The sequence below is a fragment of the Mycobacterium sp. NGS69 genome (assembly GCF_059812165.1).
This window is the reverse complement of record NZ_JCALCD010000001.1, coordinates 708,686-735,530: the sequence shown is the minus strand read 5'-3', so window position 1 is coordinate 735,530 and position 26,845 is coordinate 708,686. Positions and strand designations below refer to the sequence as shown.

At 68.7% G+C, this 26,845-nt stretch carries 24 protein-coding genes; 3 read left to right on the top strand and 21 right to left on the bottom strand.

Going from position 1 to position 26,845, the window contains the following annotated elements; genetic code table 11:
- Position 1: 1 nt before the first annotated feature.
- Together AC5Y2S_RS03845 and AC5Y2S_RS03840 are read right to left on the bottom strand one after the other, a co-directional pair.
- Positions 2-442, bottom strand: a complete 441-nt coding sequence (locus AC5Y2S_RS03845; RefSeq protein WP_499953882.1) for an FHA domain-containing protein — start codon at positions 440-442, stop codon at positions 2-4.
- Positions 439-906 carry a hypothetical protein gene (locus AC5Y2S_RS03840; RefSeq protein WP_499953881.1) on the bottom strand — a complete coding sequence of 156 codons (468 nt, stop codon included), beginning with the start codon at positions 904-906 and terminating at the stop codon, positions 439-441. The genes AC5Y2S_RS03845 and AC5Y2S_RS03840 overlap by 4 nt, the downstream gene beginning before the upstream one ends.
- 213 nt (positions 907-1,119) lie before the next feature.
- On the opposite strand from AC5Y2S_RS03840, the gene AC5Y2S_RS03835 reads away from it, so the two are divergent.
- Positions 1,120-1,329: a DUF1918 domain-containing protein gene (locus tag AC5Y2S_RS03835; protein WP_499905311.1), complete on the top strand. Its 210-nt coding sequence runs from the start codon at positions 1,120-1,122 to the stop codon at positions 1,327-1,329.
- Here AC5Y2S_RS03835 and AC5Y2S_RS03830 read toward each other — a convergent pair.
- The 3 genes from AC5Y2S_RS03830 to AC5Y2S_RS03820 all read right to left on the bottom strand — a co-directional run bounded on the left by AC5Y2S_RS03830 (position 1,326) and on the right by AC5Y2S_RS03820 (position 8,582).
- Positions 1,326-1,832 (bottom strand): hypothetical protein, encoded by a 507-nt coding sequence (locus AC5Y2S_RS03830; protein ID WP_499953879.1) that lies wholly within the window; start codon positions 1,830-1,832, stop codon positions 1,326-1,328. The two genes, AC5Y2S_RS03835 and AC5Y2S_RS03830, sit on opposite strands and share 4 nt — an antisense overlap.
- Positions 1,833-2,010: 178 nt before the next feature.
- Positions 2,011-5,259 carry an arabinosyltransferase domain-containing protein gene (locus AC5Y2S_RS03825; RefSeq protein ID WP_499953878.1) on the bottom strand — a complete coding sequence of 1,083 codons (3,249 nt, stop codon included), beginning with the start codon at positions 5,257-5,259 and terminating at the stop codon, positions 2,011-2,013.
- On the bottom strand, positions 5,256-8,582 hold the full coding sequence (locus AC5Y2S_RS03820; RefSeq protein ID WP_499953876.1) for an arabinosyltransferase domain-containing protein: 3,327 nt from the start codon (positions 8,580-8,582) through the stop codon (positions 5,256-5,258). The genes AC5Y2S_RS03825 and AC5Y2S_RS03820 overlap by 4 nt, the downstream gene beginning before the upstream one ends.
- Before the next feature lie 141 nt (positions 8,583-8,723).
- Here AC5Y2S_RS03820 and AC5Y2S_RS03815 point away from each other — a divergent pair, with 141 nt between their 5' ends.
- The gene (locus AC5Y2S_RS03815; protein WP_499953875.1) at positions 8,724-9,863 is read left to right on the top strand and encodes a BTAD domain-containing putative transcriptional regulator; all 1,140 of its coding nucleotides are present in this window, start codon (positions 8,724-8,726) and stop codon (positions 9,861-9,863) included.
- Between the two features lie 2 nt (positions 9,864-9,865).
- On the opposite strand, the gene AC5Y2S_RS03810 is transcribed toward AC5Y2S_RS03815, so the two are convergent.
- From AC5Y2S_RS03810 to AC5Y2S_RS03765, 10 genes are all read right to left on the bottom strand, one after another.
- A complete protein-coding gene (locus AC5Y2S_RS03810; protein WP_499953874.1) occupies positions 9,866-10,489 on the bottom strand; it encodes a maleylpyruvate isomerase family mycothiol-dependent enzyme in 624 nt (207 codons plus the stop codon).
- Positions 10,486-10,968: an SRPBCC family protein gene (locus tag AC5Y2S_RS03805; protein ID WP_499953872.1), complete on the bottom strand. Its 483-nt coding sequence runs from the start codon at positions 10,966-10,968 to the stop codon at positions 10,486-10,488. The genes AC5Y2S_RS03810 and AC5Y2S_RS03805 overlap by 4 nt, the downstream gene beginning before the upstream one ends.
- Positions 10,965-11,297 carry an ArsR/SmtB family transcription factor gene (locus AC5Y2S_RS03800; RefSeq protein WP_499953871.1) on the bottom strand — a complete coding sequence of 111 codons (333 nt, stop codon included), beginning with the start codon at positions 11,295-11,297 and terminating at the stop codon, positions 10,965-10,967. The genes AC5Y2S_RS03805 and AC5Y2S_RS03800 overlap by 4 nt, the downstream gene beginning before the upstream one ends.
- 51 nt (positions 11,298-11,348) lie before the next feature.
- Entirely contained in the window at positions 11,349-14,615 is a 3,267-nt protein-coding gene (locus AC5Y2S_RS03795) for an arabinosyltransferase domain-containing protein (protein WP_499953870.1), read from the bottom strand.
- Positions 14,615-16,483: a galactan 5-O-arabinofuranosyltransferase gene (locus AC5Y2S_RS03790; protein WP_499953868.1), complete on the bottom strand. Its 1,869-nt coding sequence runs from the start codon at positions 16,481-16,483 to the stop codon at positions 14,615-14,617. Before AC5Y2S_RS03790 ends, AC5Y2S_RS03795 begins: the two co-directional genes overlap by 1 nt.
- A gap of 2 nt (positions 16,484-16,485) precedes the next feature.
- Complete coding sequence (dprE2, locus tag AC5Y2S_RS03785) at positions 16,486-17,250, bottom strand: decaprenylphospho-beta-D-erythro-pentofuranosid-2-ulose 2-reductase (protein WP_499953867.1); 765 nt, start codon at positions 17,248-17,250, stop codon at positions 16,486-16,488.
- The gene (gene dprE1 / locus AC5Y2S_RS03780) at positions 17,251-18,606 is read right to left on the bottom strand and encodes a decaprenylphosphoryl-beta-D-ribose oxidase (protein ID WP_499953866.1); all 1,356 of its coding nucleotides are present in this window, start codon (positions 18,604-18,606) and stop codon (positions 17,251-17,253) included.
- Positions 18,607-18,636: 30 nt separating this feature from the next.
- Positions 18,637-19,002 (bottom strand): GtrA family protein, encoded by a 366-nt coding sequence (locus AC5Y2S_RS03775; protein WP_499954375.1) that lies wholly within the window; start codon positions 19,000-19,002, stop codon positions 18,637-18,639.
- Between the two features lie 104 nt (positions 19,003-19,106).
- Positions 19,107-19,586: a GreA/GreB family elongation factor gene (locus AC5Y2S_RS03770; RefSeq protein ID WP_499953864.1), complete on the bottom strand. Its 480-nt coding sequence runs from the start codon at positions 19,584-19,586 to the stop codon at positions 19,107-19,109.
- 179 nt (positions 19,587-19,765) lie between these two features.
- Positions 19,766-20,305 carry a 6-carboxytetrahydropterin synthase gene (locus AC5Y2S_RS03765; protein ID WP_499953863.1) on the bottom strand — a complete coding sequence of 180 codons (540 nt, stop codon included), beginning with the start codon at positions 20,303-20,305 and terminating at the stop codon, positions 19,766-19,768.
- A gap of 135 nt (positions 20,306-20,440) precedes the next feature.
- Between AC5Y2S_RS03765 and AC5Y2S_RS03760 the strand changes: the two genes are divergently transcribed.
- Positions 20,441-21,193, top strand: coding sequence for an SHOCT domain-containing protein (locus AC5Y2S_RS03760; protein ID WP_499953861.1), 753 nt, complete (start codon positions 20,441-20,443; stop codon positions 21,191-21,193).
- 25 nt (positions 21,194-21,218) lie between these two features.
- Here the strand turns inward: AC5Y2S_RS03760 and AC5Y2S_RS03755 are convergent, their stop codons facing one another.
- The 6 genes from AC5Y2S_RS03755 to AC5Y2S_RS03730 form a co-directional block, all read right to left on the bottom strand.
- Positions 21,219-21,548: a hypothetical protein gene (locus AC5Y2S_RS03755; protein ID WP_499953860.1), complete on the bottom strand. Its 330-nt coding sequence runs from the start codon at positions 21,546-21,548 to the stop codon at positions 21,219-21,221.
- A 155-nt stretch (positions 21,549-21,703) separates the two neighbouring features.
- The gene (gene wzm, locus AC5Y2S_RS03750) at positions 21,704-22,534 is read right to left on the bottom strand and encodes a galactan export ABC transporter permease subunit Wzm/RfbD (RefSeq protein ID WP_499953859.1); all 831 of its coding nucleotides are present in this window, start codon (positions 22,532-22,534) and stop codon (positions 21,704-21,706) included.
- Entirely contained in the window at positions 22,531-23,439 is a 909-nt protein-coding gene (gene glfT1, locus AC5Y2S_RS03745; protein ID WP_499953858.1) for a galactofuranosyltransferase GlfT1, read from the bottom strand. Before glfT1 ends, wzm begins: the two co-directional genes overlap by 4 nt.
- On the bottom strand, positions 23,436-24,233 hold the full coding sequence (wzt, locus tag AC5Y2S_RS03740; RefSeq protein WP_499953856.1) for a galactan export ABC transporter ATP-binding subunit Wzt/RfbE: 798 nt from the start codon (positions 24,231-24,233) through the stop codon (positions 23,436-23,438). The genes glfT1 and wzt overlap by 4 nt, the downstream gene beginning before the upstream one ends.
- A gap of 10 nt (positions 24,234-24,243) precedes the next feature.
- On the bottom strand, positions 24,244-24,798 hold the full coding sequence (locus tag AC5Y2S_RS03735; RefSeq protein ID WP_499953855.1) for a bacterial proteasome activator family protein: 555 nt from the start codon (positions 24,796-24,798) through the stop codon (positions 24,244-24,246).
- Positions 24,799-24,810: 12 nt separating this feature from the next.
- Positions 24,811-26,781, bottom strand: a complete 1,971-nt coding sequence (locus AC5Y2S_RS03730) for a DUF6541 family protein (protein WP_499953854.1) — start codon at positions 26,779-26,781, stop codon at positions 24,811-24,813.
- Positions 26,782-26,845: the final 64 nt, after the last annotated feature.

Genomic DNA, 26,845 nt, shown 5'->3' with positions numbered 1-26,845 from the left:
ATTACCCCGGCGCCGGTCCCGCCACGAAAATCAGGCGGAAATTGCCGAGCCGGATCTCGTCGCCGTTGGTCAGCACCGCCGTGTCGACGGGCTTGCGGTTCAGGTAGGTCTTGTTCAGGCTGCCCAAGTCGACGACGTGGAATTTGCCGTGCTCCCTTCGGAATTCGGCGTGCCGGCGACTGACGGTGATGTCGTCGAGGAAGATATCGCTGGCGGGATGCCGGCCGGCGGACAGCACCGGCCGATCCAGCTGGTACTGCGATCCGGCGTTGGGGCCCCGCTTCACGATGAGCATGCCCACGCCGGTCTGCAGCGTTTGCATCTCCTCCACCACGGCGTCGGCGACCGCGTCGAACTCGTCGGTGCGCAGCGGCGAGGCGAGATGGCCCGTGGTTTCGTCGGGCGCTGGCGCTGGCGCTGACGCTGGCGCTGGCTCGGTCACGCGGCGCGCCGAAGGTCCGGGCTGGTCTGCGCCGGTTGTGTTTCCGGCTTCTCGGGGGCCGGCCCCCAGCCGGCGTAGGTCAGATACAGGCCGACCAGTCCGAAGACCACGCAGGCCGCCACCCACCAGCCTTGCGCGCCGATCATGCCGTTGGCCATCGACACGAATGCCTGGGGAAATGCGAACAGGATCAGCCCGCGCAGCGTGATCAGCCACCCCAGCAGGGAGACGGTGATCGCCGCGGCGCCGCGCCAATAAGGGTGGGCCGCGACGACGAAGAGGCCGAACAGCAGGATGAACGCGCCGGTCACCCAGGTCCACAACGAATTCGCCTCGAACTGTGAAAGCAGCGTTTGCATGTCGGAGGCCCGGGCCACGGCCGTGGCGTCGGCGATTACCAGAAATGGGCCGAGCGCGCGCGCGAACAGGCGCGTGCGAGCCTGCGACTGTGCTGAAGCGTCCATAACCGTGCCTCCGTTCCGGATTCCTGTATCGGACCATCCGGCCGACCGCCGAGATAGGGACGGAAGTCCCGTCCGTTCGGGGCGTTCGTCCCCCTTCCCTCCCGGCGGGCGGCGGCGCATGATCGGACCAGTGGTGATCGCAAGCGCGGCGTAGCCGGGCGCAGCGGGTCGCCGCCATCGGACCGGGCGATCAACGATCAAAGGGGGTCGATGATGAAAGCCGATGTAGGTGACTGGCTAGTGATCAAGGGCACGACGACCGAGTTGGCGGATCAACGCGGGGAAATCACGGAGGTGCGCGGCGCCGACGGCGCCCCGCCGTACGTGGTGCGCTGGGCGTCCAACGGCCACGTGGCCACGGTCTTCCCGGGCTCGGACGCGCTCGTCGTCAGCGCGGCCGACCAGAAGGCCGAAAAGGCTTAGACCGGCGCCAGGAATTCGGACGTGTAGGCCTCGGCCGGGTTTTGGGAGTTCGGGTTCGCGCGCTCGACGATCACCCAGACGCCCGTCGTGCCCTGTCGAATGCCGTCGGCGACCGTCACCGTCGCATTGCCCGCCGCGTCGGTGTCCATTCCGGTAAATGCGGTGCCCGGGTCACCGGGACCACAGGTGGCCGACGACGGACGGGGCTCCTGGATCAGGCCGACGTCGAAATGGGTGCCGGGCTCGTTGGGAATTGTCACGTGCACCTGCGCGACGGCCCGTGACCCCGAGGTGGTGACGACGGCGGAGCCGTCGCCCAAGAGCGCCCGGGGCACCGTCGGCGCCGTCGTCACCAGGCTGAAATCGCAACGGCGCTCGCCGGCATCCAGCGCGACCCGGGTGCCGTTCTCGGCGGTCGCGTTGGCGATTTCGAATGTCGCCGCCGGGAAGATCGCCACGGTTATTGCCGCGGTACAGGTCCCTAATCGTGTCAGCGTGTGCATCGGGCCGCCTTTTTAACGTCAGTGTTAGTTACCTCACAGGGGGAGTAGTTATTGACCGGCGGTATGCGAAATTAAACATTTGCTCGGGAATTACTCGAACGTAAATTTCACGACGTTATTCGACTGATGACAAATTAACGACCGTAAACCGTTCTTAATTAACTGTATTCGCGTTTAATTACGGCTTGATTCGGATCGATCCCGGGGACCACAACCCGCTGCGGGTCGCCGTGCCCAGCTCCAATTGCGCGGGATGCGCGTCGGCGATGGTTTCGAACTTGCGCAGCGAACCCCAGTCGCGACCCCAGTCCCGGGACAGATAGGTGGACATCACGTGCGCCCGCAGCAGCAGGTCCGTGATGCCCAGCAGGCCGCCGTTCACGCCGTCCTCCCAGGTGTCGGTGTCCTGCTTCTTGGCGTTGTAGTCGGGCGTGATGCGGAATTTCGGGATCTCGGTGACGCCGTCGGCGTGCAGCATCGGGTGCTGGCACGGGAACGCCAGCCCGACGGCCCAGTCCATCAGCACCGGCTGTGACGAGCCGACGTACTCCTGCAGGGAACGCAGCTCGGGCACCCGTGGCGGGGTCACCGCGATCCAGTCGTCCGGCGTCAGGGAGAGGTCCTCGACGACCACGCGGACCGCCACCGCGTCCGCGGCCATCTTGTCCCGGGCGAAGCGCAGGTTGCGCCAGGCCTTGGGCTGTTCGCCGTTCAGGTCGTAGGGCACCAGCCGCCCGGACGGCACGATCTCACCGCCGGGGCCGGGCCGGCCGTATTCGAGCACCACGGTCTGTCCGCTGGTGTGCCCGTGCAGCACGCTGTTGCCGGCGATGGTGCCCGCCGCGGTCACCACCAGCAGGGGATGGCCGTCGTCGGCTTTGGGCAGCTGATACCACGCCGAAGTGAGCCTGCTCTGCTGCTGGGCGCCGGTGGTGTAGCTGCCGGCCAGCGGAACCTGGTCGGGGTTGAGGCCGTAGGGCAGCGGAACCAGGGAACCGTTGATGCCCGGCGCCTTCAGCTTGGTGGGCGCGCGCCAGTCGTACGCGTACCAGTCGTAGTCGGTGCCGGGCTGTGGCACTGACGTCTCCTGAACGGCCTCGGCGACGGTGTGGTCGGGCACGCCGTTGGGGGAGAACCCCGCCGGGTTGACGCCGCCGAGCGGGCCGAGCGGGCCGTAATCACCCGGCAGCGGGGCCATGAAGCCGGCGTTGCTGTCCGGCTCGACGAGCACGTCGTCGGCCAGCGCGCAGCCGCCGGCGAACTCGCGCAGGTTGTCCCAGCCGTTGGAGTAGGTGGGGTACTGGCGGACGGTTCCGGCGACCATCGAGGCGATGAACACCAGCACCATGAAACCCGCCGCGATCGGCACCGGCGCCGCCGTCACCGCCCGCGCCAGCCGGCCCTCGCCGTGCTCCCGCGACGCGAAATGCAGCCAGAACGCCCAGACCGCCGCGATCGCGAACAGGACGAAAAACACTGTGCTGATGCTGATTCCGGCGAACCTCGGCATGACGTTGTTGAACGGGACGCCGTAACTGGACACGTACCACCAGCCGTTGGTGGTGGCGAAACAAAGCGCCAGCAGGAACAACACCGCGGCCGCGAACGTCATCCGGTTGCGCGACCAGCGCAGCACCTTCGGCGAAACCAGCACCGTGGTCAGCGCGGCCATCGCCGCGCCCACCGCGGCGAACAGCCCGAAGTGGTGCACCCACTTGGTGGGCGTGAACATCAGGAAGAACATGGTGGCGAAGATGACGCCCATCAGCCGCCACGCCGGGCCGCGGGCCACACCCGGGACTCGCTTGCGGCGCAACATGATGAACAGGGCGGTAAACAGGCACAGCGCGCTGATCAGGAAGCCGAATCGGCGCGACAGCGAGCCGTCGACGGTCGGCAGGATCAGGTAGTAGTAGCGCAGGTTCTCGGTGTACCAGGCCTGGCTGGGGCCGATCGCGGTGCGAATCCTGGTGGCCTCCAACACCGTTGACAGCGTCTGGTCGGCGAACACCACGGTGAGGATTACCGTTCCCGCCGCCAGCATCGGGGCCACCAGGGGCCAGGTGCCGACCAGGCGATGCCTGCGCACCAGGATCCGCAGGATCGGTCGGCCACCTGCGACCAGAGCGGCCACCGCGATCAGGCCGGTCGGCTGGACGCCGAGCGTGAACGCCGCGGTGATCACCGCCAGCGCGGCCGGCGTCAGCCGGGAGGCGCACATCGAGCGCTCGATCAGCACGTAGGTGATCAGCGAACCCAGCGCGATGATCGGCTCGGGGCGCAGGCCGTTGTTGAACGGCATCCACCCGGCCAGCAGGACCATGCCGGCCGCCCAGTTCGCGGCGGTGCTGGACGTCACCGCCGGCCCCAGTCGCGGCAACACCTCACGCGACAGCAGCAGCCAGCAGACCAGCCCGGCGACCAGGTCGGGCAGCCGCATCCACAGGCTGCCGTCGCTCACGTGGGTCATCAGCGCCAGCAGGTTGTAGTACCAGCCGAACGGGTCCTCCGGGCTGCCGAACCAGCGGAAGTAGTTGGACATGTACCCGGCGTGGTCGGCGACCCGGGCCATGCCGAGGATGTAGCCGTCGTCGGAGGAATTGGCGCCGATCAGATGCCACAGCAGGAAGCCGAATATCACCGTGGCGTCCACGAGCGTGAACTTGCGCCAGCGCGTCGGGATCAACCGGTGCATGCGCCGGCCGTCGAGCTGGTCGAGGCGCCACAGCGCGATCAGTGCGACGATGGTGGACAGGATCGCCAGCACCATCGCGGCCAGCTTCAAAGTCGTTGGCGTGGTGGAGAACCGGGTGTCGATGGTCGCCGAGAACCGCAGGCCGGGCGGCGCCGGTCCGGTCAGGTCCGTGAACACCCCCACGATCTGGGGGCGCAGGTTGGGATCGGGGAAGCCGCCGCGCACGGGCTTGCCCGCCGGATCGCTCAGCCCGACGAAGGTGGCGAAGGTGCCGGCGCGCGTGGACGTGATCTCGATCTGTTGGCATTGCGGCGACGCCGCCTGGTCCCGGGGCACGCTGGCGATGACCACGTTACGGTCGGTGACGTCGACCCGCTTGCTGCCGACGACCACGAACAACGCGTTGAGCGCGGCGTCCTTGCCCTTCTTGGGCGCCGTGCTCAGCACCACCCCGCCCTCGGGCGGCAGGCCGCGCACCACCGAGCACGGCACGGTCACCGCCACGTCGACCGGCGTCAGCGAGATCAGCGGCGCCGTAACGTTATTCAGTTGGCCGTTCTGCGGCCAGTTCAGCATCGCGGTGGTCTGCACGACGGGCAGCAGCGGTGTGGCGATCGACAGGACGAAACCGATCAGGCCGGCGATCGTCGCGACCCAGCGCGTCACCCGCACGTCCCGAAGGGCGTCCGACGGCGCGGTGGGCGCTTGGCGTGCGTTGTCGGTGACGCTCATGGCAGCGCCCTGATCGGTCCCTGCCGGCTCCAGCCGCGAACGGTGGTCACGCCCTGTTCGACGACGGCGACCGGCGCCTGGTCGGCCGGCACCAATGCGTAATACTTCTCGACCGAGCCCCAGTCGCGATACCAGTCACCGCTCAGGTAGGTGGAGATCGTCGAGGTGCGCAGCATCGCCTGGGTGATCAGGAACGGGCCGCCGGTCTCGCTGGCCTCCCACCCGTTGGACGACGACGCCGTCTGTTTGTGATCGGGCAGGATGCGGTAGCGCGGAAGTTCGGCAACGCCAAGGTGTTCGGAGAACGGCCGCTGGCAGGGGAAGTTGGCGGCGGTCGCGATGTCCATCAGCACCGGGTCCTGCGACCCGATCAGCTGCTGCAAGGTCTGCAGCACCGGGACGCGCGGCGGCGTGAACGCGAACCACTGCTCGGAACTCAGATTCGGGTCGTAGGCGACGATGCGTGCCACGTTAGCCTCCGGCGGTGCCCAGGCCAGCGGGAACCGCAGGTTGCGCCACGCCGGCTCGGGACCGATGTCGATCGGCTGCACCTCGGCGAGCGGCTGGGTGCTGCCGTCGGGGCGACTAACACCCCACTGCAGTTTGAGCGACTGCCCGTAGGTGAAGGTGCCGTCCTCCTTGTACGACCAGATTGCGCCGGCGGCGGAGACCACCAGCAGCGGCCGGTCGCCCGTTCGCGGCGGCAACTGGTACCAGGACGACGTGGCGGTGGCGGCCAGGGAGTTTTCGCCGTAGCTGCCCATCACCGGGGTGCGGGCCGGATCCAGGCCGAACGGCAGCGCCGCGTGCGACCCGTTCACTCCGGCCGGGCCCTTCCCGCCGGCCGTGCCCGCGGAGTCGCTCATCGCGGCGTTGGGCTTGTTGGGTGACGCGTCGGAATTCACCACCCCGGGTTTGGTGACGACGGGGTTCGACCTCAGGTCGTCGCCCACGCCCTCGGGTTTGAAGCCGACGGGGTTGACTCCGCCCAGCGGCCCGTCGGGCCCGAACGTCTGCCCCGGAACCGGTTGCAGCAGACCGGCATTGGGGTCGGGCTCGGCCAGCACGTCATCGGCCATCGCGCAGCTGGTTGGCGACAGCCCGGACGTGATGGCGGCCAGGTTGGCCTTGCCGGTGGTGTAGAGCGGGTAGCGGACCGCCGCCCCCTTGGCCAGCGAGCCGACCTCGCCGAGCACCATGATCGTCGCCACCACCAGCAGCGGCGTGGAGGCCAGCACGCGGTTGCGCCGGCTGTCCTTGACCTCGGTGTGCCCGGCGTAGTCCATCCGGAAGTGCTGCCAGGCGGCCAGCAGCCCGGTCAGGATCGACAACGTCAGGAACATCGACGTCACCGGATGGCTCGCGATCACCGGCTGGATGTCCCACCAGGGCACCCCGTAGTTGCCGACGTAGAACCAGCCGTTGACGCCGGAGGTCGCCACCGCCAGGACGAACAGCAGAGCCGTCACGTACAGCGTCAGGTTGCGGCGGTTGTGCAGCCCGATCCGGGCGAAGGCGAACGCGGTGACCGCGCCCAGGGCGCCGGCCAGGCCGGCGAACGCGCCGAACTGTACGGCCCACTTCGTGGGCGTGAACGTCAGCAGCAGCAGGCCGGCCGCGGTGGTACCGATCAGCCGCCACGCCGGGCCGCTGGCCAGCCCGGGCACCCGGCCGCGCCGCAGCAGCACCACCAGCATGCCGAACATGCACAGCAGCAGCACCAGCACGGCGAATCGCCGCGCCATCGACCCGTCGGGGTTGGATTCCACGGTGAGGAAGTAGTAGCGCAGCCAGTCTTGGTACCAGGCGATCGTCGGGCCGACCTTGTACTTGATGCGCGCCGACTCGGCGACCGTGGCCAGCGTCTGGCTGCGGAACACGACCACGGTGATCAGCGCCAGCGACGCGGCCAACACCGCCAGCGGGGCCAGCAGCCCGTCGGTCGCGCGGCGGCGGCGGATCGTCTGGGCGATGGCCCGCGCCCCGGTCAGCAGCGCGGCGACGGCGATCAGCCCCTGCGGGGCCAGCGTCGCGGTCAGCATCGCGACGATGATCGCGACCGCGGCGGGAGCCAGCCGGCCCAGCGCGATCGCGCGTTCCACCAGCATCCAGGTCACGATGACGCCCAGCGCGATGATCGGCTCGGGCCGCAGGCCGTTGTTGAACGGCAGCCAGGCGGCCAGGAAGACCGCGCCGGCGGTCAACACCGCCACCCGGTTGCCCGCCAGGCCGCCGCGTCCGGGCCCCAGCCGCCGCAGCACCCAGTGGCCGATGATCAGCCAGCAGGCGATCCCCGCCAGCGTCGCCGGCAGCCGCATCCACACGCCGGCGGTGCTGACCGACGCCAGCTTCGCCAGCACCGCGAGGTACCAGTCGAAGGGCGCGTCCGTCGTCCCGAAGTAGCGGTAGTAGTCGACGACGTACCCGGCCTTCGGGGCAACCCGGGCGATGGTCAGGTTGTAGCCGTCGTCCGACGACGTCGCGCCGATGACGTGCCAGACCAGCAGGGTGCCGATCACGCCGGCGTCGGCGAGCCACGTCGCGGCGCCGACGCGCCACCAGGTCGCCCAATGGGCCCGCGGGCGGTACCGGGACAGCCAAGCGATCGGCGATCGCCAGTTGACTCCGATGTCCCCGCCGCGGCTGCGGCGATCCAGCGCCGCCATCGCGGCGATCGCGACCAGGACCGCCAGCGTTCCCACGGCCATCGCGAGCGTCTTCAGCGCGGTGGGCGCCGTGATGAACCGGGTGTCGATGTCGACCCGGGCCGACAGCCCCGGCTGCGGCGGCACCTTCAAATCGGTGAAGACGCCGCCGACCTGAGGCTTCTTCTCCGACGGCAGAACCCCCGAGGCGCCCGGGAGGCCGACGAAATCGGCACCCGCCGCGCCGGCGTCGGCCCAGATGTGCAGGACGCTGCAGGCGCCGGCGGCGACGGCCGGGCGCTTCGCCACCGCGGCCACGGTGTCGCGGAACGCGACGACGACGACGTCTTTGTCGGCGCGCACGAAAAGCCCGTTCTTGCCCGTGTCCACGCCGCCGGCCGGCAGCGTCGAGACGACCAGCCCGCCGTTGGGCGGCAGCGTGGCGATCGCCGGACACGGGATCGAGATGTCCAGCGCCCGCGGCGCCCCCGACACCAACGGGGCGGTGATCTGGGTGACGTGCCCGTCGGCCACGCCCTGGGGCCACAGCACCGTCGCGGTCGTCTGCTTCACCGGCAGCAGCGGAACGATCAGGCACAGCAGCAGACCGGCGAGCCCCGCGACGACGGCGATCAACCGCGGGACGCGCAGCGATCGCTCATTCCGGTCGGGGGGCACGAGGCTCGATCGTAAGGGACGCGGCTTGGTCCCTCTTGGACGCGGGGCCGCCGCCACGGCCCGGTAATTTGCCGCGCCCGGTCCACGAAATAAACTCTCGTTTCAAGAACGGCCCCGATCACCCAGGAGGCTGGCGGCGCGATGACGAACACAGGTCTCGGCTTCGGCGTCTTGGGACCGTTGCTGATGACCAGCCACGGGGTACGGGTGCCGGTCGGCGCGCCCAAGCAACGGGCGGTGCTGGCGATGCTGCTGATCAACCGCAACCGGCCGGTGTCCGTCGACTCGTTGATCAACGCGGTATGGGACGAGGACCCGGTGCCGGCCGCGCGCACCAGCATCCAGGCCCACGTGTCGAACCTGCGCCGGCTGCTCCGCGACGCCGGGGCCGACCCGTCCCAGGTGCTCGCGAGCGCCCCGCCGGGATACCAACTCAGCGTCGCCGACGCCGACTGCGACCTGGGGCGTTTCAGCGCCGCGAAGCTGGCGGGGAACCAGGCCGCCGCGGCCGGGCGGTTTGAGGACGCCAGCCGGCAATTCTCGCTGGCGCTGGGTGAATGGCGCGGGCCGGTGCTCGACGACCTGCGCGGCTTCGCCTTCGTCGACGCCTTCGCCACCGCACTGATGGAAGAAAACGTGGCCACCCACACCGCCCGCGCCGAGGCCGAGATCGCGTGCGGGCGCGCCGGTGAGGTCATCGGCGAGCTGGAGGCGCTCACCGCCGAACATCCCTATCGCGAACCGCTGTGGGCGCAGCTGATCACCGCCTACTACGTCACCGAGCGCCAGTCCGACGCGCTCGGCGCCTACCGCCGGCTGAAGACGGCCCTGGCCGAGGGGCTCGGCATCGACCCCGGCCGCACCGTGAGCGCCTTGCACGAGCGGATCCTGCGCCAGGAACCGTTGGGCTTGAGGCGGGCCGACCTGACCACTCACAAGCGCGGCGCCTACCGGCAGGAGCCCACGACCGCCAGCATCCAGCTCGCGGAGTCCGCCGTTGCCCGGCTAGTCGACCAGACCGGGCGGATTCACCCGCTGACGGGAGCGACCACCAGGATCGGGCGCTTCACCGACAACGACATCGTTCTCGACGACACCGACGTCAGCCGCCACCACGCCGTCATCACAGACATCGGAACGGGTTTCATGATGACCGACCTGCGGTCCACCAACGGGGTGGAGGTGCAGGGCCAGCGCATCCGCGGCAGTGCCTCCCTGGCCGACGGCGACCGCATCCGCATCGGCGGTCACGAGTTCACCTTCGAAATCGGCCCGGGCTGAGGCTATTTCGTCAGCCGGTTGGCCAGCGTGTCCCGGCCGGGACCGCCGAGCTCGGCGAGCGCCGCGGGGCGGCCCGCCATCGCCATGAGCAGCGCCTCGCCGGGGCCGCTGACCTCGGGTCCCGTGCCGTGGGTCCAGTCGATGTCGGTGGCGCGCAAGCGCAGCTCCCGGATCCGGCGTCCCGCCCCCAGGCGGGGGTTGCCGGGCACCAGGCCGAGGACCCGCTGCAGCCGGTCGGCGGGGACGGTGCGCGGCCGGCCCAGCGAGCGGCGGATGTCCTGGTGGTGGATGGTGCCGTCGACGAGCGCGATCATTCCGCCGAAACCCGCTGTCAGACCCCGTGGTTCGAGGTGGTTCCGGAGGAATTCGAGGAGCTGTTCGGGGCGCAGCGCGGAGAACTCGTCGACGCCCACCTGGTTGGCCCGCACGACCCAGCCCTTCGCGAACCGCTTCAGCAGCCCCGCGGCGCCCAGCTCTTCATAGCTGATCACATGCGCGACAACGTCTTTGACGGTCCATTTCGTGCACAGGCTGGGGCTCTGCCAGTCGTGCGGCGTGAGGGTGGCCAGGAAGTCGGCGAGGTCGGCGCGCTCGGCGTGCGCCATGGCCATCAGGGTCGCCGTCATCGATGCGCCTCGACGCTGAGAAGGCGCTCGTAGCGATCCAGATACAGCGGCCAGCCGGCGTCGCCGTCGACGCCATCGGCGACCGACTCCCAGCCCGGACCGTGCCGGTCGAGGTGGCGGTGTTCGAGCTCGACGCGCGTGCGGTCGCCGGACTCGGCGGTGAACCGGACCTCGACCTCGCTGGTCTTGGCCGGATCGGACTCCAGCTGCCAGGTCGGGCCGATGTCCCAGCTGAACACCACCCGGTGCGGCGGCTCGTAGGCCAGGATGCGCGCCCACCGGCAGACGCTGCCGTCGGCGCCGCGGTCGTAGATGTGCCCACCGACGACGGGCTCGAACACGGTCTCGGCGATCGGGACGGCGAGCAGGTTGTGTTCGCGGGGCTTGAAGTCGCCGAACCGCTCGGTGAAGACGGCGAACGCGCGCTCGATCGGCGCGTTGACGACGACGTGGTGCGCGACGTTCGGTGGTCGGGTCATGACGGTTCCCCCTTGCTCTCATCGATTGCTTCCGCGTAGGTGGCCAGCGCCTGGGTCCAGAACCGGTCGAGCTCGGCGCGCAGCGCCTCGAGGCCGGTCGGGTCGAGTTGGTAAACGCGACGCGTTCCGGCGGCGCGGTCGCGAACCAGGCCCGCCGACTTGAGGACTTTGAGGTGCTGGGAAACGGCCGGTCGGCTGACGGGCAGGTCGCGGGCCAATTCGCCGACCGCCGCCGGGCCGTGCGCAAGGCGTTCCACGATGGAGCGCCGTGTGCCGTCGGCCAGCGCCAGCCAGGCGTCACCGTCGCGGGTGGCTCGGTAAGTGACCACGAACCGTAAGTCTAGGCTTACCAATGGGATGCCGGCAAGGGTCCCAGATCGCTACGTGCGGCGCAGCGGCGCCGGGTTCCACAGGCCGCTGCGCGTGGCGATGCCGAGCTGCAACCGTGCGGGCTGGGCGTCGGGGTAGTAGGGCGTCAAGCGTTGCAGCGAACCCCAGTCGCGCGACCAGTCGTCCTTCAGGTACGTCGCCATCGTGGTCGCCTTCACCAGCAACTCGGTGACGCCCAACGGGCCGCCGCCGTTGTTGTCCATCACCGGTGAGTTGGCCTCGGCGCCGAAACGGTCCGGCAGGATGCGCCACTTCGGCGTTTCGTCGACGCCGTTCTGGTGGCCGAACGGGCGCTGACACGGAAACGCCAGGCCGACAAGCCAATCCAGGAACACCGGGTCTTTGGACCCGACGACGTCCTGCAGCGTGCGCAGCTGCGGGATCCGCGGGGGCGTCAGCGCGATCCAGTGCTGCGGCGCCAGGTCTTCGTCGTCGGCGACCAGGCGGATCTGGGTGGCGGCGCTCGGGATGGCCGACAGCGGCAGCCGCAGGTTGCGCCAGGCCGGGGAGGCGCCGACGTCCGACAACTGGAACGACCCGCCAGGGTGCCCGCCGGCGGCTTCGTCGTCGGTGGCCCACTGCACCTGGACCTCGCGGGGGTCGAAGCGGCCCGCCGCGCTGACCACCAGCAGCGGCCGCGCCCTGTCGCGGGCGGGCAGCCGATACCAGCCCGAGCGCAGGTGGGCCGGAACCTGGATGCCCGCGCGCCAGCTGCCGAGCACCGGTGTGCGGGCCGGGTCGAGGTTATAGGGCAGCTGGGCGACCGACCCGTTGATTCCCGGCGCCGGGTTGGTGCCGCCCTCGGTGCCGGGCTCGGCGCCGGTGGTCAGCCTGTCCTCGTTGATGAAGCTGCGGTCGCCGGGACGTTCCATCACCGGGTCGGCGCGCACGTCGGCCGGAATGCCGTTGGGGGTGAAGGCCTCCGACAGGCCCGCTCCCAGCGCGTCCCCTACCGACGCGCCCACCGGGGTCAGCATGCCGGCGTTGGGGTCCTGCTCCACCAGCACGTCTTCGGCCAGCCCGCAGGACTTTCCGGTCAGCGCCTCGAGGTTGGAGCGGCCGACCGACCACGCCGGGTACTGGTCGATCATCGCGAGCGTCAGCGAGGCCACCTCGAACACCACCAGGATCCACGCCGCAATTGCCAAGGGGGACTGGACGATTCCGGCCACGCGTGCGCCGTAGCGGGTCTTGGGTGGCCCGTTGTCGGGGTTGACGAAGTGGAACCACGCCGCCAGCAGCAGCACCAACAGCGCCAGCCCGAGCAGGGCCGTGGCAAAGGCGTAATGCCACGCCGGGAACGAATTCGACCACGGCACACCGAAGTTCGACACGTACCACCAGCCGTTGACGCTGGCGAACGACAACGCCAACAGGAACACCACCACGGCGGCGTATACCGTACGGTTGCGCCGGGATCGCATGGCCACGGAGGTCACGGCAACCGCCGCCAGCGCGCCCAGCGGCCCGGCCAGCCCGGCGAACACCCCGAAGTGGTGGGTCCATTTGGTGGGGGTGAACATCATCGCGACGAAGGAGATGATGGTGATCCCGACGATCCGGCGGCTCGGCCCGGCCGCCGTGCCGGGAATTCGGCCCTTGCGCAACGACATTGCGACGGTTATCGCCAGCGCCAAAACCAGGGCCAGCACGGCGAATCGGCGGGCGACCGACCCGTCGGGGCTGGCCATGAACAGCCGCTCGTAGCGCAGGTGTTCGTCGAACCAGCTCAGGCTCGGTCCGAGCGCGCGCTTGAGCGCGGTCGCCTGCGTTTCGCCGGCCAGGGTCTGGTCACGGAAGATCAGGATCACGGTGACGGTGGCCGCGGCCAGCAGGGGCGCCACCAGCGGCAGCACCCCGAACTGTCTGGATCGCCGGTGGATGATGGTGCGCAGCGGCCCGATCGCGACCAGCAGCGCGCCGATCGAGGCGATGCCCGTCGGACCGGAGAACAACGTCAGCGCGCCGATGATGCACGCGATCGCCACCGGCAGCAGCCGGTTGGTGGCCACCGCCCGTTCCACCGAGCACCAGGTGAGCAGGATGCCCAGGGCGATGATCGGTTCGGGGCGAAGCCCGTTGTCCAGCGGCAACCAGGTCGCCAGGAACAGCCCCGCGGCCGTCCACGCCGCCGCCCGGTTGGTCTTCACGGCGTGACCCAGGCGGGGCATGACCTCGCGGCTGATCGCCCACCAGCACGTCAGCGCCATCGCCAGGGTGGGCAACCGCATCCAGATGCTGGTGGTGCTGACATGGGCCCACACCGCCAGCAGGTCGTAGTACCAGCCGAACGGGGCCTCGGGCGTGCCCAACCAGCGGTAGTAGTTGGCCATGTAGCCGGCGTGTTCGGACACCCGGGCCATGGTCAGGATGTAGCCGTCGTCGGAGGTGTTGGCGCCGACGAAATGCCACCACGTCAGCACCGCGATGACGAGCGCGTCCAGGCCGCCGATCGACCACCAGCGGGCGGGCAGGAAGCGTCGGTGCCGGGTGCCGTCGGCGGTGTCGAGGACGTGCAGCGCCACCAGGGCGGCGGCGGTCAGCACCACCCCCAGGATCATCGCCGCCATCTTCAGCTGGGTGGGGCTGCTGCTGTAGCGGGTGTCGACGGTGGCCGAGAAGCTCAGGCCGGGCGGCGCCGGTCCGGCGAGATCGGTGAACACGCCGACGATCTGCGGCCGGAAGTCGTAGCCGCTTTTCTCACCGCGCAGCGGCGCGCCGGGATGCTCGGCGTTGGGCCCCTGGGTCAGTCCGACGAACTCGGCGGTGACGCGGTCGGCGTGTGCGGTGAAGGTCAGCCGCTGGCAGGCCGGGCTGAGCACCTGGCTCAGCGGGGCGGTGACCACCGCGACGTTGCGCACTACCAGCACCAGATAGTCGTTGGCGCGCTGGATCAGCAGTCCGCGGTCGACGGCCTTGGGGGCCTGCTTGGGCACGGTCGACAGCAGCACCGTCTTGCCGGCGTTCTGCGGGCCGGCCAGCCCGGCGGCCGCCTGACACGGCACGGCGACGTTCAAATCCGTTGCCACATAACTGATCAGCGGCGCGTCGACGCTGCCGAATGTGCCGTTCTGCGGCCAGTTCAGTTGGGCGGTGGTCTGGTTGACCGGCAGCACCGGGGTGGCGATCGCCAGCAGGGCGCCCAGCAGACCGGCGACGATAGCGACAAGCCGGGCGATCCGGTGGTTACCTCCCGCGTCCTCCACGGGGGTAGATGGTAGTTGTGCGGCCAAGTCAGCCGGGGTTTCGGTGGCCATCAGCTCGGCTTGCGGACGGCCAGCACGAAGGGGCCGACGGTGTCGACGGCGAAACGAGGATCGGCGAATAGCGCCGCCGGCAGGCCCACGGTGTACCGGCGGACATTGGGCTGGTTCGGGTAGACGTCCTGCGCCAACCGCAACGTGTAGGTGCTGTTCGCGCCGCGGCGCATCAGAAACACGGTCGGCGGGGGCCACGGCGAGGTGTCGAGCGCGTGGATGAACTCGTCGGGGGTCTTGAGCTTGGACCACTTCTCGATCTGCGCGGCCCGCAGGTCGAACTGCGCCAGCGGGTTGGCGTAATGCGACGTCAGCCCCTGGAATCCCCAGTAGGGGTAGTACGACAGGAAGCTGTAGTCGGCGGTCATCACCACGATCTGGTCGCGGGGCTTGCCGGTCACCTTCAGGATGGCCGCGTCGATCTCGGCGTAGAACTTCTCGGAGCTCGGCGGGCGGCGATCGCCGCGCTGACCGTGGCCGTCGGTGTCCGTGTAGGCGATGGTGAGGTCCGGCCGCAGCACGTCGGGGATGTCCTGGCTGAACGCGATCGCGGCGGCCAGGCCGATCGCGCCGGCCACCGGAGCTATCGCGCGGCTCCGTGGCGCAAGGTGTTTGACGGCTTCCACGAACCCGAATGCGCCGGCGGCGACCAGCAGCACGGTCAGCGTGGGCTGCAGCCGGAACGACAACAGCGTGGTGCGCGCCAGCGTGGTCAGCATCGACAGCAGCGACCACAGGTACACGGCGAGCACGCCGATGGCCAGGGCGCCCGCCCGCACCGACGACCGCGCGCGCACCACCAGCCACAGGGCGCCCAGCATGCAGACCGCGCCCAGCAGCGAGAACTGCAGCATCGGGAAGGTCAGCACGGCGCCGTCGGCCGGCAGGTAGTGGAAGGCGCTGCCGCCGTTGCTGACCGGGCTGCTCGCCGCGCGCAGCAGGAACGGCAGCCAGGTGGTGCTGGCGATGGCCGCCGCGATGGCCGCGATCACGGCGAGCCGGCGCAGCGGGTCGAGCGCGGCCGCGAAGCCGCCGCGCCGCCAGCGCGCGCCGGCCAGCAGCACCGCCATCAGCAGGACGGTGAACGCGCTGAAGCCGAACAGCAGCGTGTACCAGGTGGCCGCCCAGCCGAGGAACAGTCCGGCGCCGACGACCGCGGCCCAGCCTTGGCCGCCCCGCTCGCCCGCGCGCAACCCCGACCACGTCAGCACCAGCACTGGCGGCAGCAGCACCGTGATCATCGCGGAGTAGGGCTCCGGCGAGCTGTAGGCCAGCGTCACCGCCGCGGTCGCGGTCGTGACGATCAGCGCGTACTCGAAGCGGATCATCCGCCACCACAGCACGAGCGCGACGGCCACCGCGATGGTGATCGAGGTGATCGCCCACGGCTTGTACATCTCCCAGGCCGGCATGCCCGTCAGCGCCGCGACGCGCCCGGCGATCCAGAACCAGCCCGGCGGATAGAACGTCGGCAGCCCGAGGTAGGTCATGTCGTGCAGGGCCGGGCTGTCCGCGAGCCGGGTCACGTATTCGGTGCGGAACTGCTGGTCCACCGAGATGCCGAACAGATACAGCTTGGTCGCCCCCAGCGGCATGCCGAGCGTCACGACCGTGAAGGCCGAGACGAAGACCAGCCCACCCAGCTGGACGAGCATCCGATGACGTCCGCGCCGCCATGCCCAGCCGACGGCGACCAGCCCGGCCAGGCAGCCGACCTGCCCGACGGTGGTCAGCGCGTGCAGCTGGTTCGACGACGGGAAGGCCGGCCATTGCACGCCGGCGATCGCGATCAGCGACGGCACCGCCACTGCGACGGCGACCGCCACCGCGGCGGCCATCTGGCCCAGGCCGGCCAGCGCGTTGCGCATGGCTAGATTGGCAGCTTGCGGAAGATGCTCCGCGGGATGTGCCGCAACACCATCATCACGTACCTGAATGCCGCTGGCGCCCAAACCAATTCCTTACCTTTTGCGGACGCGGTCACCGCGAGGTTGGCGACGTACTCCTTGTCGACCGTGAGCGGCGCCTCCTTGACGTGCGCGCTCATCCGGGTACGCACCTGGCCCGGGCGGATCACCAGCACGCGGACCCCGTACTCGCGCAACGCCTCGCCCAGGCCCAGATAGAAGCCGTCCAGACCCGCCTTGGTCGAGCCGTAGACGAAGTTGGACCGCCGCACCCGCTCCCCGGCGGCCGAGCTCATCGCGATGATCTGGCCGAAGCCTTGCGCGCGCATCTTCTCGCCCAGCAGCACGCCCACGGAAACGGCCGCGGTGTAGTTGATTTCGGCGGCCAGCACGGCCTTGTGCTGGTTTTGCCACAGCTCCTCGGCGTCGCCGAGGATGCCGAACGCCACGATGGCCACGTCGACGTCGCCGGCATTGAACGCCTGGTCGATCATCTTCGGGTGGCTGTCGGGATCGGTGGCCTCGAAGTCGATCAGCTCCACCGACCGCGCGCCTGCGGCCTTCATCTGGGCCACCGCGTCGTCGCGCCCGGGGTCATTGGGCATGGCCGCCAGGATGATTCGCGCGTGCGCGTTCTGCAGGTAGCGTTCGCAGATGGCCAGCCCGATCTCGGAGGTGCCACCGAGCAGCAGGATGGTCTGCGGATTTCCCACGGCGTCGAGCACCATTTACAACAACTCCAAGCGTCGGGCCATGTCGGAGGCGAACACCCGCAGGGGATCGACCTTGCGGCGCACGGCGATCCACTCGTCGATGCGCGGGTACATGGCGTGAAAGGTTTCGGCGGTGACGCGCGAATCCTTGGCGGTATAGACCCGGCCGCCGAATTCCAGGACCCGGCGGTCGAGTTCGTTGAGGAACTCGTTGAGTCCCGGTTTGATGGGGAAGTCGACGCACACGTTCCAGCCCGGGATGGGGAAGCTCAGCGGCGCCTTGTTGCCGGGGCCGAACAGCTTGAACACATTGAGAAACGAGTAGTGCCCGGACCTTTGGATGTCGCGGATGATGTTCTTGAACTCCTCGACGGCGGTGGTGGGCACGACGAATTGGTACTGGCCGAAACCGGCTGGGCCGTAGGCGCGGTTCCATTCGCCGAACATGTCAAGCGGGTGGTAGAACTGCGTCAGGTTCTGAATCTTGCCGCGGTAGGTGCCGGACTTGCGGTACCACAACTCGCCGATCGGCCCGAAGGTGTACTTGTTGGCCAACCCGTTCGGGAACACGTCGGGAAACGTAAGAAGTTGCGGCGCATCGAATTTCAGCGGATCGCGGCGTAGCTTCGGCGGCAACTGGTCGAGCTTGGCAAGCGAGCCGCGCGAAATCGCCGCGCGCCCGAGTTTCGGTGGCGCGCTGATCGCATCGAACCAAGCGCTGGAATAGGTGTAGTTGGACTCGCTGCCGTCGCTGTGGAACGCGATCGTCTCGTCCAGGCTGGCGGTGACGTCGCCGTCGGCGATGAAATAGGCGGTCTCCGTCGGCGTCATCTCGACGCTGACCCGAAGGATGATTCCGGTGAGGCCGTTCCCCCCGACCGTGGCCCAGAACAGTTCGGAATCCGTACCGGTCGGAGTGAGGTGGCGCACCTGGCCGTCGGCGGTCAGCAGGTCCATGCTGCGCACGTGGTTGCCGAAGCTGCCCGCGCTGTGATGGTTCTTGCCGTGGATGTCGCAGGCGATCGCGCCGCCGATGGTCACCTGCCGGGTGCCCGGCAGCACCGGTACCCACAATCCGAACGGGAGCGCGGCCCGCATCAGCTGGTCGAGATTGACCCCGGCATCGAGATCGACCAGCGCGCTGTCGGCGTCGATCGAGTGAATGCGGTTCAGCGCGGTCATGTCGATCACCAGGCCGCCGCCGTTTTGGGCGTTGTCGCCGTAGGAACGGCCCAGCCCGCGGGCGATCACGCCGCGGTCACCCCCGTTGGCCACGGCTTTGGCGATCTCTTCCGGGTCCGGCGTGGAAAGCACCGTCGCCACGGAGGGAGCCGTGCGGCCCCAGCCGGTGAGCCGTTTGGTCGTCAACATCGTCAAAGAGGGTACCGCTTGCCAGGTCGGTCAGCGGATGCGGAAGATAACGGCTCGCTGCACGATGAAGTTGATCACCGTCGCCGTGCCCTGCGCGATCACGAACGCGACGGGTATGGCCCAGCTCCGGTAGTGCAGAAGCGCGAGGCTGAGGTGGTTGAGCCCGACCTGCACCGAGAAGGTGACGGCGTAGAGCACCATGACGGCGACGAAGCGGGCGGTGCTCGGCGCCGCCTGAAACGTCCAGCGCCGGTTGATCAGGTAGGCGGTGATGGTGCCGACGATGAAACTGGTTGCTTTCGACAGGTCGACCTGCAGCCCCACCACCTGGTAGAGCACCAGGTAGAGGCCGAAGTCGACGATCCCCGCCAGACCGCCGGTTACGACGAAACGCATCACCTGTGTCGTCAGACCCAGGTGTGGGCGCGCGGGAACGGCGCCAGGTTCTGGGGGGATCATTGCGGCGAGTCTATCGGGGCCGGCGCCGCCGGCATCGAGAGTTAGCGGGGCAGCTTCACCGCGATGAGCTCGACCTGGTTTTCGCCTTGCGGCGTCGTGTAGGTCACCGTGTCGCCGGCCTTGCGCCCCGCCAGGGCCTGTCCCAACGGGCTGCGCGCGGTCAGCGTCTCGGCCTCGCGGCCGATCGGGGTCTCCTCGACGATGGAAATCACGTGCATGGTGACGACTTCCCCGTCCGGGAACCGCAGCGTGACCTCGGTGCCCCCGGGCAGCGTCTCGGAGTCGTCCGAGTGCGACGGTCCGCTCCGCAGGCGCCGGTCCAGTTCGTTGATCCGGTCGGCGAGGACGACGAGCTCGTCGGCGCGTTGTATCGCCTCTGCCGCGTCTCCGTGGTCGCCGACCATGCCGCGGTCGTTTTTGACCTCGACCTCCAGGCGATCACGCCGCTGCTTTAGGCGGTCCAGCTCCGCGGCGAGGTTTTCCCGCGCCTCATCCGCCGCCGACTTGGCTTTTTTGCTCACGTCAGTCGACCCGATCCTGTCTGCCGTCACTTGCTGACCTGTAGCGCTACAGTGTTGCACCACCACCTGGGCAGCCGCCACCTTACGCGCAAGGAAACTTGGTTGTTGTACACATACCCAGTAGTGCGGCGAATCTATCCCCGTTTGCTGGTGAACTTTGTCGGCGCGCGGTCTGCGCGCTAGGCCCAGCCTCCTGCCGTCACCGGGCCGGCCGTAAGGGTGACCACGTTGTTGCGGCTCTCGCGCGCCTCAACCGCGGACACCCACACCCGGCCGCCGGTCGCGAGCGCGACGATCCGCTCCGCGGTCTCGAACACCCAGGCCGCCGAACCCTCCATGCCGGTGTTGTCCATGATGCGCAGATCGACGACCCCCCGCCCGGCCAGCAGTTCGAACAGGTCGCGCTGCGGGTCGTCCTGTGCGATCAGGGTGGTGTGGTCGAACTGGTATCGCAGCGCCGTCCGGACTTCGGCAACGGCGCTGCCGTCGACCACCAGGCCGGTGCCGGGTTCGGTCTCGGCGCAAGCGAACTCGACCTGGAAGCTCCGTTCGTAGCCGTGCAGGAAGAAACGCTTGCCCCGGTTGGCCCACGAGCGATGGCAGCACGGCAGCTCGTCGAAGAGCTTGCGCATGTGGAACCGCGCGGCCCTGCCGATCGGGGTGTCGGCGCGATGAATGGTGGCGACGTACACGTCGTCGTCGATGGCAATGTGACTCATGAGTGCAGCGTCGGGTCGCCGCCTTGACGGATCCTTGAAAGATCCTTGGCGCGTCAGCGGGCGTCGTCGATTCCGGCCGCCGCGTGACTTCTGCGTGAGACCATTCGCTGATCGGGGCGTACCACAGGAGTCGAGATGAAGGCGTTATCCGCGGAAGAACTGTTGATCAACCAGCAGGCCGCGACCGTCGCCGCATCGGTCGTTCCCGAGGCTGTGGTGGCAGCGACACGGTGCGAGCAGGTGACGGACGCCATGACGGCCGAGGCGGTCGGTGTCGGCGCGGTCACCCGCTGGGGGATGCGCGTGAGCCGGAAGATGAGTCGGGCGATGCCCACCATGACGAACGTCGGCGGGATGGCGAAGTACATGGAGATGGCCGGCCTACCGGACAGCTTCATCCTCGCCATCGCAGGGACCCACGTGTATGCGCTCGAGGACAGACGCGACGGGGGGCAGCTCGTCCCGGGCAAGATCCTCAAAACCTGGGACCGCGGCTTTCGCGCCAGCTTCGGTACTCCGCAGATGCAACGCAGCATGGGGGTGCCCGACGATCGTCAAATGCTGATCCTCTTTCTGCCGATCGAAGGTGGCGGGAACCGGTACCTGTCGGCTGCGGCGCGCAACAATCCGGGCGCGGGGTTCCCGCACAAGTTCATGGTCGCGCGGGACGCTCCCAGCCAGCGCGTGATCGACGAGTTGCGCCCGACCACCCCGACGGTGATCACCGGGGGCAAGATCACGGGCGGCATGGCCGGCGGCGCGCCGTTCGCGCCGGCGCAACCGTCGGCCGCCCAGCGCCTGCAGGAGCTGGAGACGCTGCGCGCCTCGGGTGCGATCTCCGACGCTGAATACGCGGCCAAGCGGGAGCAGATTATCGCCGAGATATGAAGCGCCGGCGCTTGGCGATGATGGTTTACGGACCCGGGTCGCCCTCGATGAGCATAGGAGCGACTTGCCGGTTGGCTCCGCCGTTGCTCACCCACGGTTGGGAATTCGGGCTCATGATGCCGAACATGAAGTGGTGGCAAGCGTTCATGTCCCAGTCCGGCGTCCCGCCGCTGGGCTGCGGCAACGGCATGTCAGGGCACCAGATGTAGCTGCACGCGTGGTAGTTGCATATCGATTTCGGATAGGTGAAGGCGTGGGCCGTCCCCGTGGCGAGCCCAAGGGCGGCGAGCGCGGTGCCACCCGACAGCAGCGCGCCGGCCCCCGCCCGCTTGATGCGGTGAACCTTGGTGTTCATGTCCCGATGCCCTTCCTTCCGCTTGGCCAGACGCGACGTTCGCGCCGTCAGTAAATGCCGGGCAGTCGCCTACCGATCGCAAGAATGGATAGTTAACTCGCGCCCGTGAGGAGCGGCGGCGAATTGCGGAAATTCGCGGGCCGGCATTTTGCCCGCTAGACCCAGTACGGCACCCGGGCGCGATACTGCCGCATTCCGAAGGCCGCCAGCAGCCACCCGACGACCGTCAGCACCAGGACCACCACCCAGTGCCGCAGTTCCTGGTGGGAGCCCAGCAGCGGGGCGCGAACGATGTCGAGGTAGTGCAGCAGCGGGTTGAGTTCGACGATGCTCGCCCAGTGCCCGGCGCCCTGCGCCCGCAGCGTGTCGTCGTTCCAGATGATCGGCGTCATGAAGAACAGCAACTGCACGACCGAGAACAGCAACGGGCCGATGTCGCGGTACCGGGTCGCCAGGATGCCGAAACACAGCGACACCCAAATGGAATTGAGCACGATCAGCGCCAGCGCCGGGATGACCGAGAGGTCGGCCCACGACCACGGCTTGGGAAAGATGATCGCGACGACGACGTAGATCACGATGTTGTGCGCGAACAACAGCATCTGCCGCCACACCAGCCGGTAGACGTGCACCGAGAGCGGCGTGGGCAGTTGCTTGATCAGCCCCTCGTTGGCGACGAACACGTCGGCGCCCTCCAGGATCGAGGCGTTGATGAGGTTCCAGATGATCAGCCCGAGGGTGACGTAGGGCAGGTGCACCGCCAGATCCAGGTGGAAAAGTTTCGAATACAGGCCGCCCATCGCCACGGCCGTCGTTCCGGTCGCGATGGTGATCCAGAAAGGTCCCAGCACCGAGCGGCGGTAGCGCTGCTTGATGTCCTGCCAGCCCAGGTGCAGCCACAGCTCGTGCCGCCGGAAGCCGGCGACCAGGTCGTTGCGGGCGCGGGTGAAGGTCCGCGACTGCGCGGCGGCGTCGATGAACGTCACGCGGTTCCTCCCGGTTTGCCGAAGCGCTCCCGACGCCCCAAGCGGCGCAATCGAATCCAATCAGACAGGCCCTTGGGGTCGCGGCGGGTCACCAGGAAGAACCAGCCGAATCGGACCCACTCCTGGAACAGGAGCTTGCGCAGGCCCGGCTGCGCCATCAGGTAGCCGCGGTTGCGGTAGGTGAAGAACCGCTTGGTGGCGTCGTCGGGATACTGCGTGTGCATCCGGCCGCCCAGGATCGGCTTGAACTCGTCGGATCCGCACGGATGCAGGTAGACCGCGTCGAGGCAGGTTCCGAACGGCAGGCCGGAGCGAACCAGCCGGCGGTGCATTTCCACCTCGTCGCCACGAACGAACAGCCGCAGGTCCGGCACGCCGATCGACTCCAGCGTCGACGCCTTGAACAGCGCGCCGTTGAACAACGACGCGATCCCGCGCAGCAGATCCTGCCCCTCCTCGGTACGCAATTCGCTTGCGCGCCTGCGCCATACCAGCCCGCGACGCAACGGAAAGGCCAGCCGCTGCGGGTCGTCCATGTTGCACACCATCGGCGACACCTCGGCCAAGCCGTATTTCTCGGCGCAGGCCAGCAGCGTCGCCAGCACGTGCGAGTCCTGGGGTCGCCCGTCGTCGTCGGCGAGCCACACCCAGTCGGCGCCCTGCGCCAGCGCGTGCAGCATGCCCAGTGCGAAACCGCCGGCCCCGCCGAGGTTTCGGCGCGAGCTCAAGTAGGTCGTCGAAATGGGTTGGCCGGCAACCAGATCACGGACCCGGCCGTCACCGTCGTTGTCGACCACGATCAGGTGATCGGGCAAGCGGGTTTGCGTGCTGAGCACATCCAGCGATTTGGCCAGCTCGTCGGGTCGCCGGTGGGTGACCACGACGGCGAAGATCGTCTCGCTCATGGCTGCCCGGCGGTCTCGGCCAGCACCTCGCGCACGTGCCGCGCCGCGTCCTCGCCCTCGTACGCGCGCACCACGTCCTCGATGCCGCCCGACATGCGGATGACGCCGTGGTCGATCCACATCGCGGTCTTGCACAGCCGGGCCAGGAACTCGTTGGAATGGCTTGCGAACACCAGGATTCCGGAGCGCTCCACCAGGCGCTGCAGCCGGGTCTGCGCCTTCTTCAGGAAGTCGGCGTCCACCGCGCCGATGCCCTCGTCCAGTAGCAGGATCTCGGGGTCGATGCTGGTGACCACGCCCATCGCCAGCCGGACCCGCATCCCGGTGGAGTAGGTGCGCAGCGGCATCGACAGGTAGTCGCCCAGCTCGGTGAACTCGGCGATCTCGTCGACCTTGGCCAACATCTGCTTGCGGGTCTGCCCGAGAAACAGGCCGCGGATGATGATGTTCTCGTAGCCCGAGATCTCCGGGTCCATGCCGACCCCGAGGTCGAAGACCGGCGCCACCCGGCCGGTGACCCTCGCCCACCCGCGGGTGGGCTCGTAGATGCCCGAAAGTAGGCGCAGCAGAGTCGATTTCCCGGCACCGTTGTGGCCGACGAGCCCCACCCGGTCGCCCAACTCGAGCTTCATGGTGATGTCGCGCAACGCCTCGACGACCACCACGTTGGAACTGTTACGACCGATCGTGCCGCCCGCCTTGCCCAGGAACGCCTTCTTCAACGACCGCGACTTGGCGTCGAAGATGGGAAATTCCACCCACGCGTCGCGCGTCTCGATATCAGGGCCCGCCACCTCTGTCTGCTTACAGATACTGCCCGTGGCCGGACCCGGTTTGGCCCGACCTGATGCCCGGCGGAAGCGCGCCCTGGCGCATCTGCTCCAGTTGGGCACGCGCGGCCATCTGCTGGGCGAACAGCGCGGTCTGGATGCCGTGGAACAGCCCTTCCAGCCAGCCGACCAGCTGCGCCTGGGCGATGCGCAACTCGGCGTCCGACGGCGCGGCGTCCTCGTTGAACGGCAGGGTGAGCCGATCGAGCTCCTCCCGCAGTTCCGGCGCCAGGCCGTCTTCGAGCTCGCGGATGCTGGTCGCGTGGATGTCGCGCAGCCGGTTGCGGCTGGCCTCGTCCAGCGGTGCGGCGCGCACCTCCTCGAGCAGTTGCTTGATCATCGTGCCGATCCGCATCACCTTGGCGGGCTGCTCGACCAGGTCGGTCAGCGAGCGCTCGTCCGAGTCGTCGTCGGACTCGCGGAGCGCCATGATCCGCGGGTCGACGCCGCCGATCACCTCGATGCCGTCGGCGTCCGGGCCGTCGTTGCCGTCGTTGCCGTCGTTGCCGTTAGTCAATCCATTCACCATCCTCTTGTGCGTCTAGGGGTGCGGTGCCGCGGCGTCGTCGCGCCACTCGTAGATTCGAGCCCCGCCATTGTCGTAGATCATCGTCCACGACTTCGACCTATCCAGAGACACTAGCCCTTCTGGTGTGGCAAACCCTCTGACGTTGGGCGCGCTGGTCAGGATGTACCTGATATTGAGCGCTTTGATCGCCTCGACGACCTTCGGGTCGGAATCGCCCTTACGCGCGGAGCTCCAGAAGATGTAGCGGTAGTAGCCCGGACCGGTCTGCTGCGGGAAGTCGTAGTGGGTCCACAACGGGTGCAGGTCGGCCACCGCGTACATCCACGCGGTGCCGTCGACGTTGGAGTTGCCGATCACGGTGTCGTGGGCCCCCGGCTGCTTGGCCAGGTAGGCCATCGCCATCAGGTCGCGTTGGTCGATGATCACCGAGTCGTACTTGTCGCCGAACAGCACCAAATGCCGATACAGGTATTGCCGGCCGGCGACCAGGACCGCCGCCACCAGCAGGACCACCGTGGCCGCGGTCCAGACCGGGTTGGGCAACCGCTTGTACTGGTCGGTGAGCCGTTTGACGACGGCGACGCCGCCCACGACGATCGCGAACAGCGCGATCCCCGCCATCGGCGTCACCAGCATCGTCACCACCGCCGACAGCCGGCGCGGATCGTTGTAGAAGAACTGGCTGAACTCCTCGATGGCGCGGCCGAGGGGATTGCGAAACGGCGCGCCGGAGTAGATGGTCGCCACGGTCAGCACCACCCAGACGGCGGGCGGCCACCAGATCCGCTTGTACAGCAGGATCGCCATGCCGATGGCCGCCAGCACGACGAGGCTGTACTGGGTCGGGAAGTCGTTGAGGTGGCGGGTGTGCAGCAGCAGCGCGTCGATGACGCCCTGCTTCACGCTCTTGAAGCTGGGGAACGCGTGGCCGGCGATGATGTCGGCCTGCCGCAGCACGCCGATGAATTGCGGCGCCAGGATCGCGGCGGTGGGCACAGCCACGGCGGCCAGGGTCAGCACGTCGGTGAGGCGGCCGCGCACCGGGTGCCACAGCGCGTCCAGGAGCCACCACGCCAGCAGGAACAGGATGACGATGAACCCCCCGGTCAGGTGCACCGACAGGACGCCGACCAGCGCCAGCACGGCCGCCGGAATGCGGTCGCGGTGCCGCAACGTCGAGGCGATCAGCACGAACGTCGGGATCGCGACGCCGTAGGCGGCCAGGTTGGGCATCGCCGCGACGCCGAACTCGACATACGGCACCGACGTGAACGACGCCGACAGCGCGGCGGCGGTGGCGGACACGCTGGCCGCGCGCCATTGGCTGCTGACGGGGCGCAGCAGGAACCAGGTGAAGGTGGCCGCGCTGGACGGAAACAGCCAGACCGAGGCGGCCAGCGAGTTCAGGGTGTAGCCGGTGGTGGGCGCCGCGCCGGTGAGCTGGCAGTAGACCGCCGTCAGAGCATGGAACACCGACGGGTAGTACAGCGGTTGGTGGGTCTCGACGTTGCGGAGCTCGCCCATGTGCGTCGACGACGCCTGGCCGGTGTCGAGGATGAACCGGACCTCGTTGGCGTGCCAGACCGCGTCCCAGGTGCTCGGGATGGACTGCCAGTGCGTGAGGCCGCGATAGCCGGCCCACATGATCAGCGCCGCGCCCAGCAGCACGCCCGCGGCCACCGTCACCGCGGGCCAGCGGCTGACGCCGCGCGCTTCCGCCTCGGTGTCACGGAAGCGGGCGAGCGCCAGCTGCAAGGCCGTCGCCACCACGCACACCACCCCCAGCGCGGCGAGCGCGGTCCATCCGTTCCACGGGATCCCGAGCGCACCGAGGGGGATAATCGCCAGCGCCACAACGCCGTACGTCAGCGCAGGGCCCACCGCGATGGCCACCGGCCAGGTCAGCTGGGTGATGCGCGCGACGATCACACCCGGCGCGATCAGCAAGAACAGTGCGATCAGCGTTCCGGTCCAAAGGCCCACTGGACTAGTATGGCTGCCCGGGTGACTCGGCTCGCCAAGCCACCATCCGGCTTGGATTGCCGAA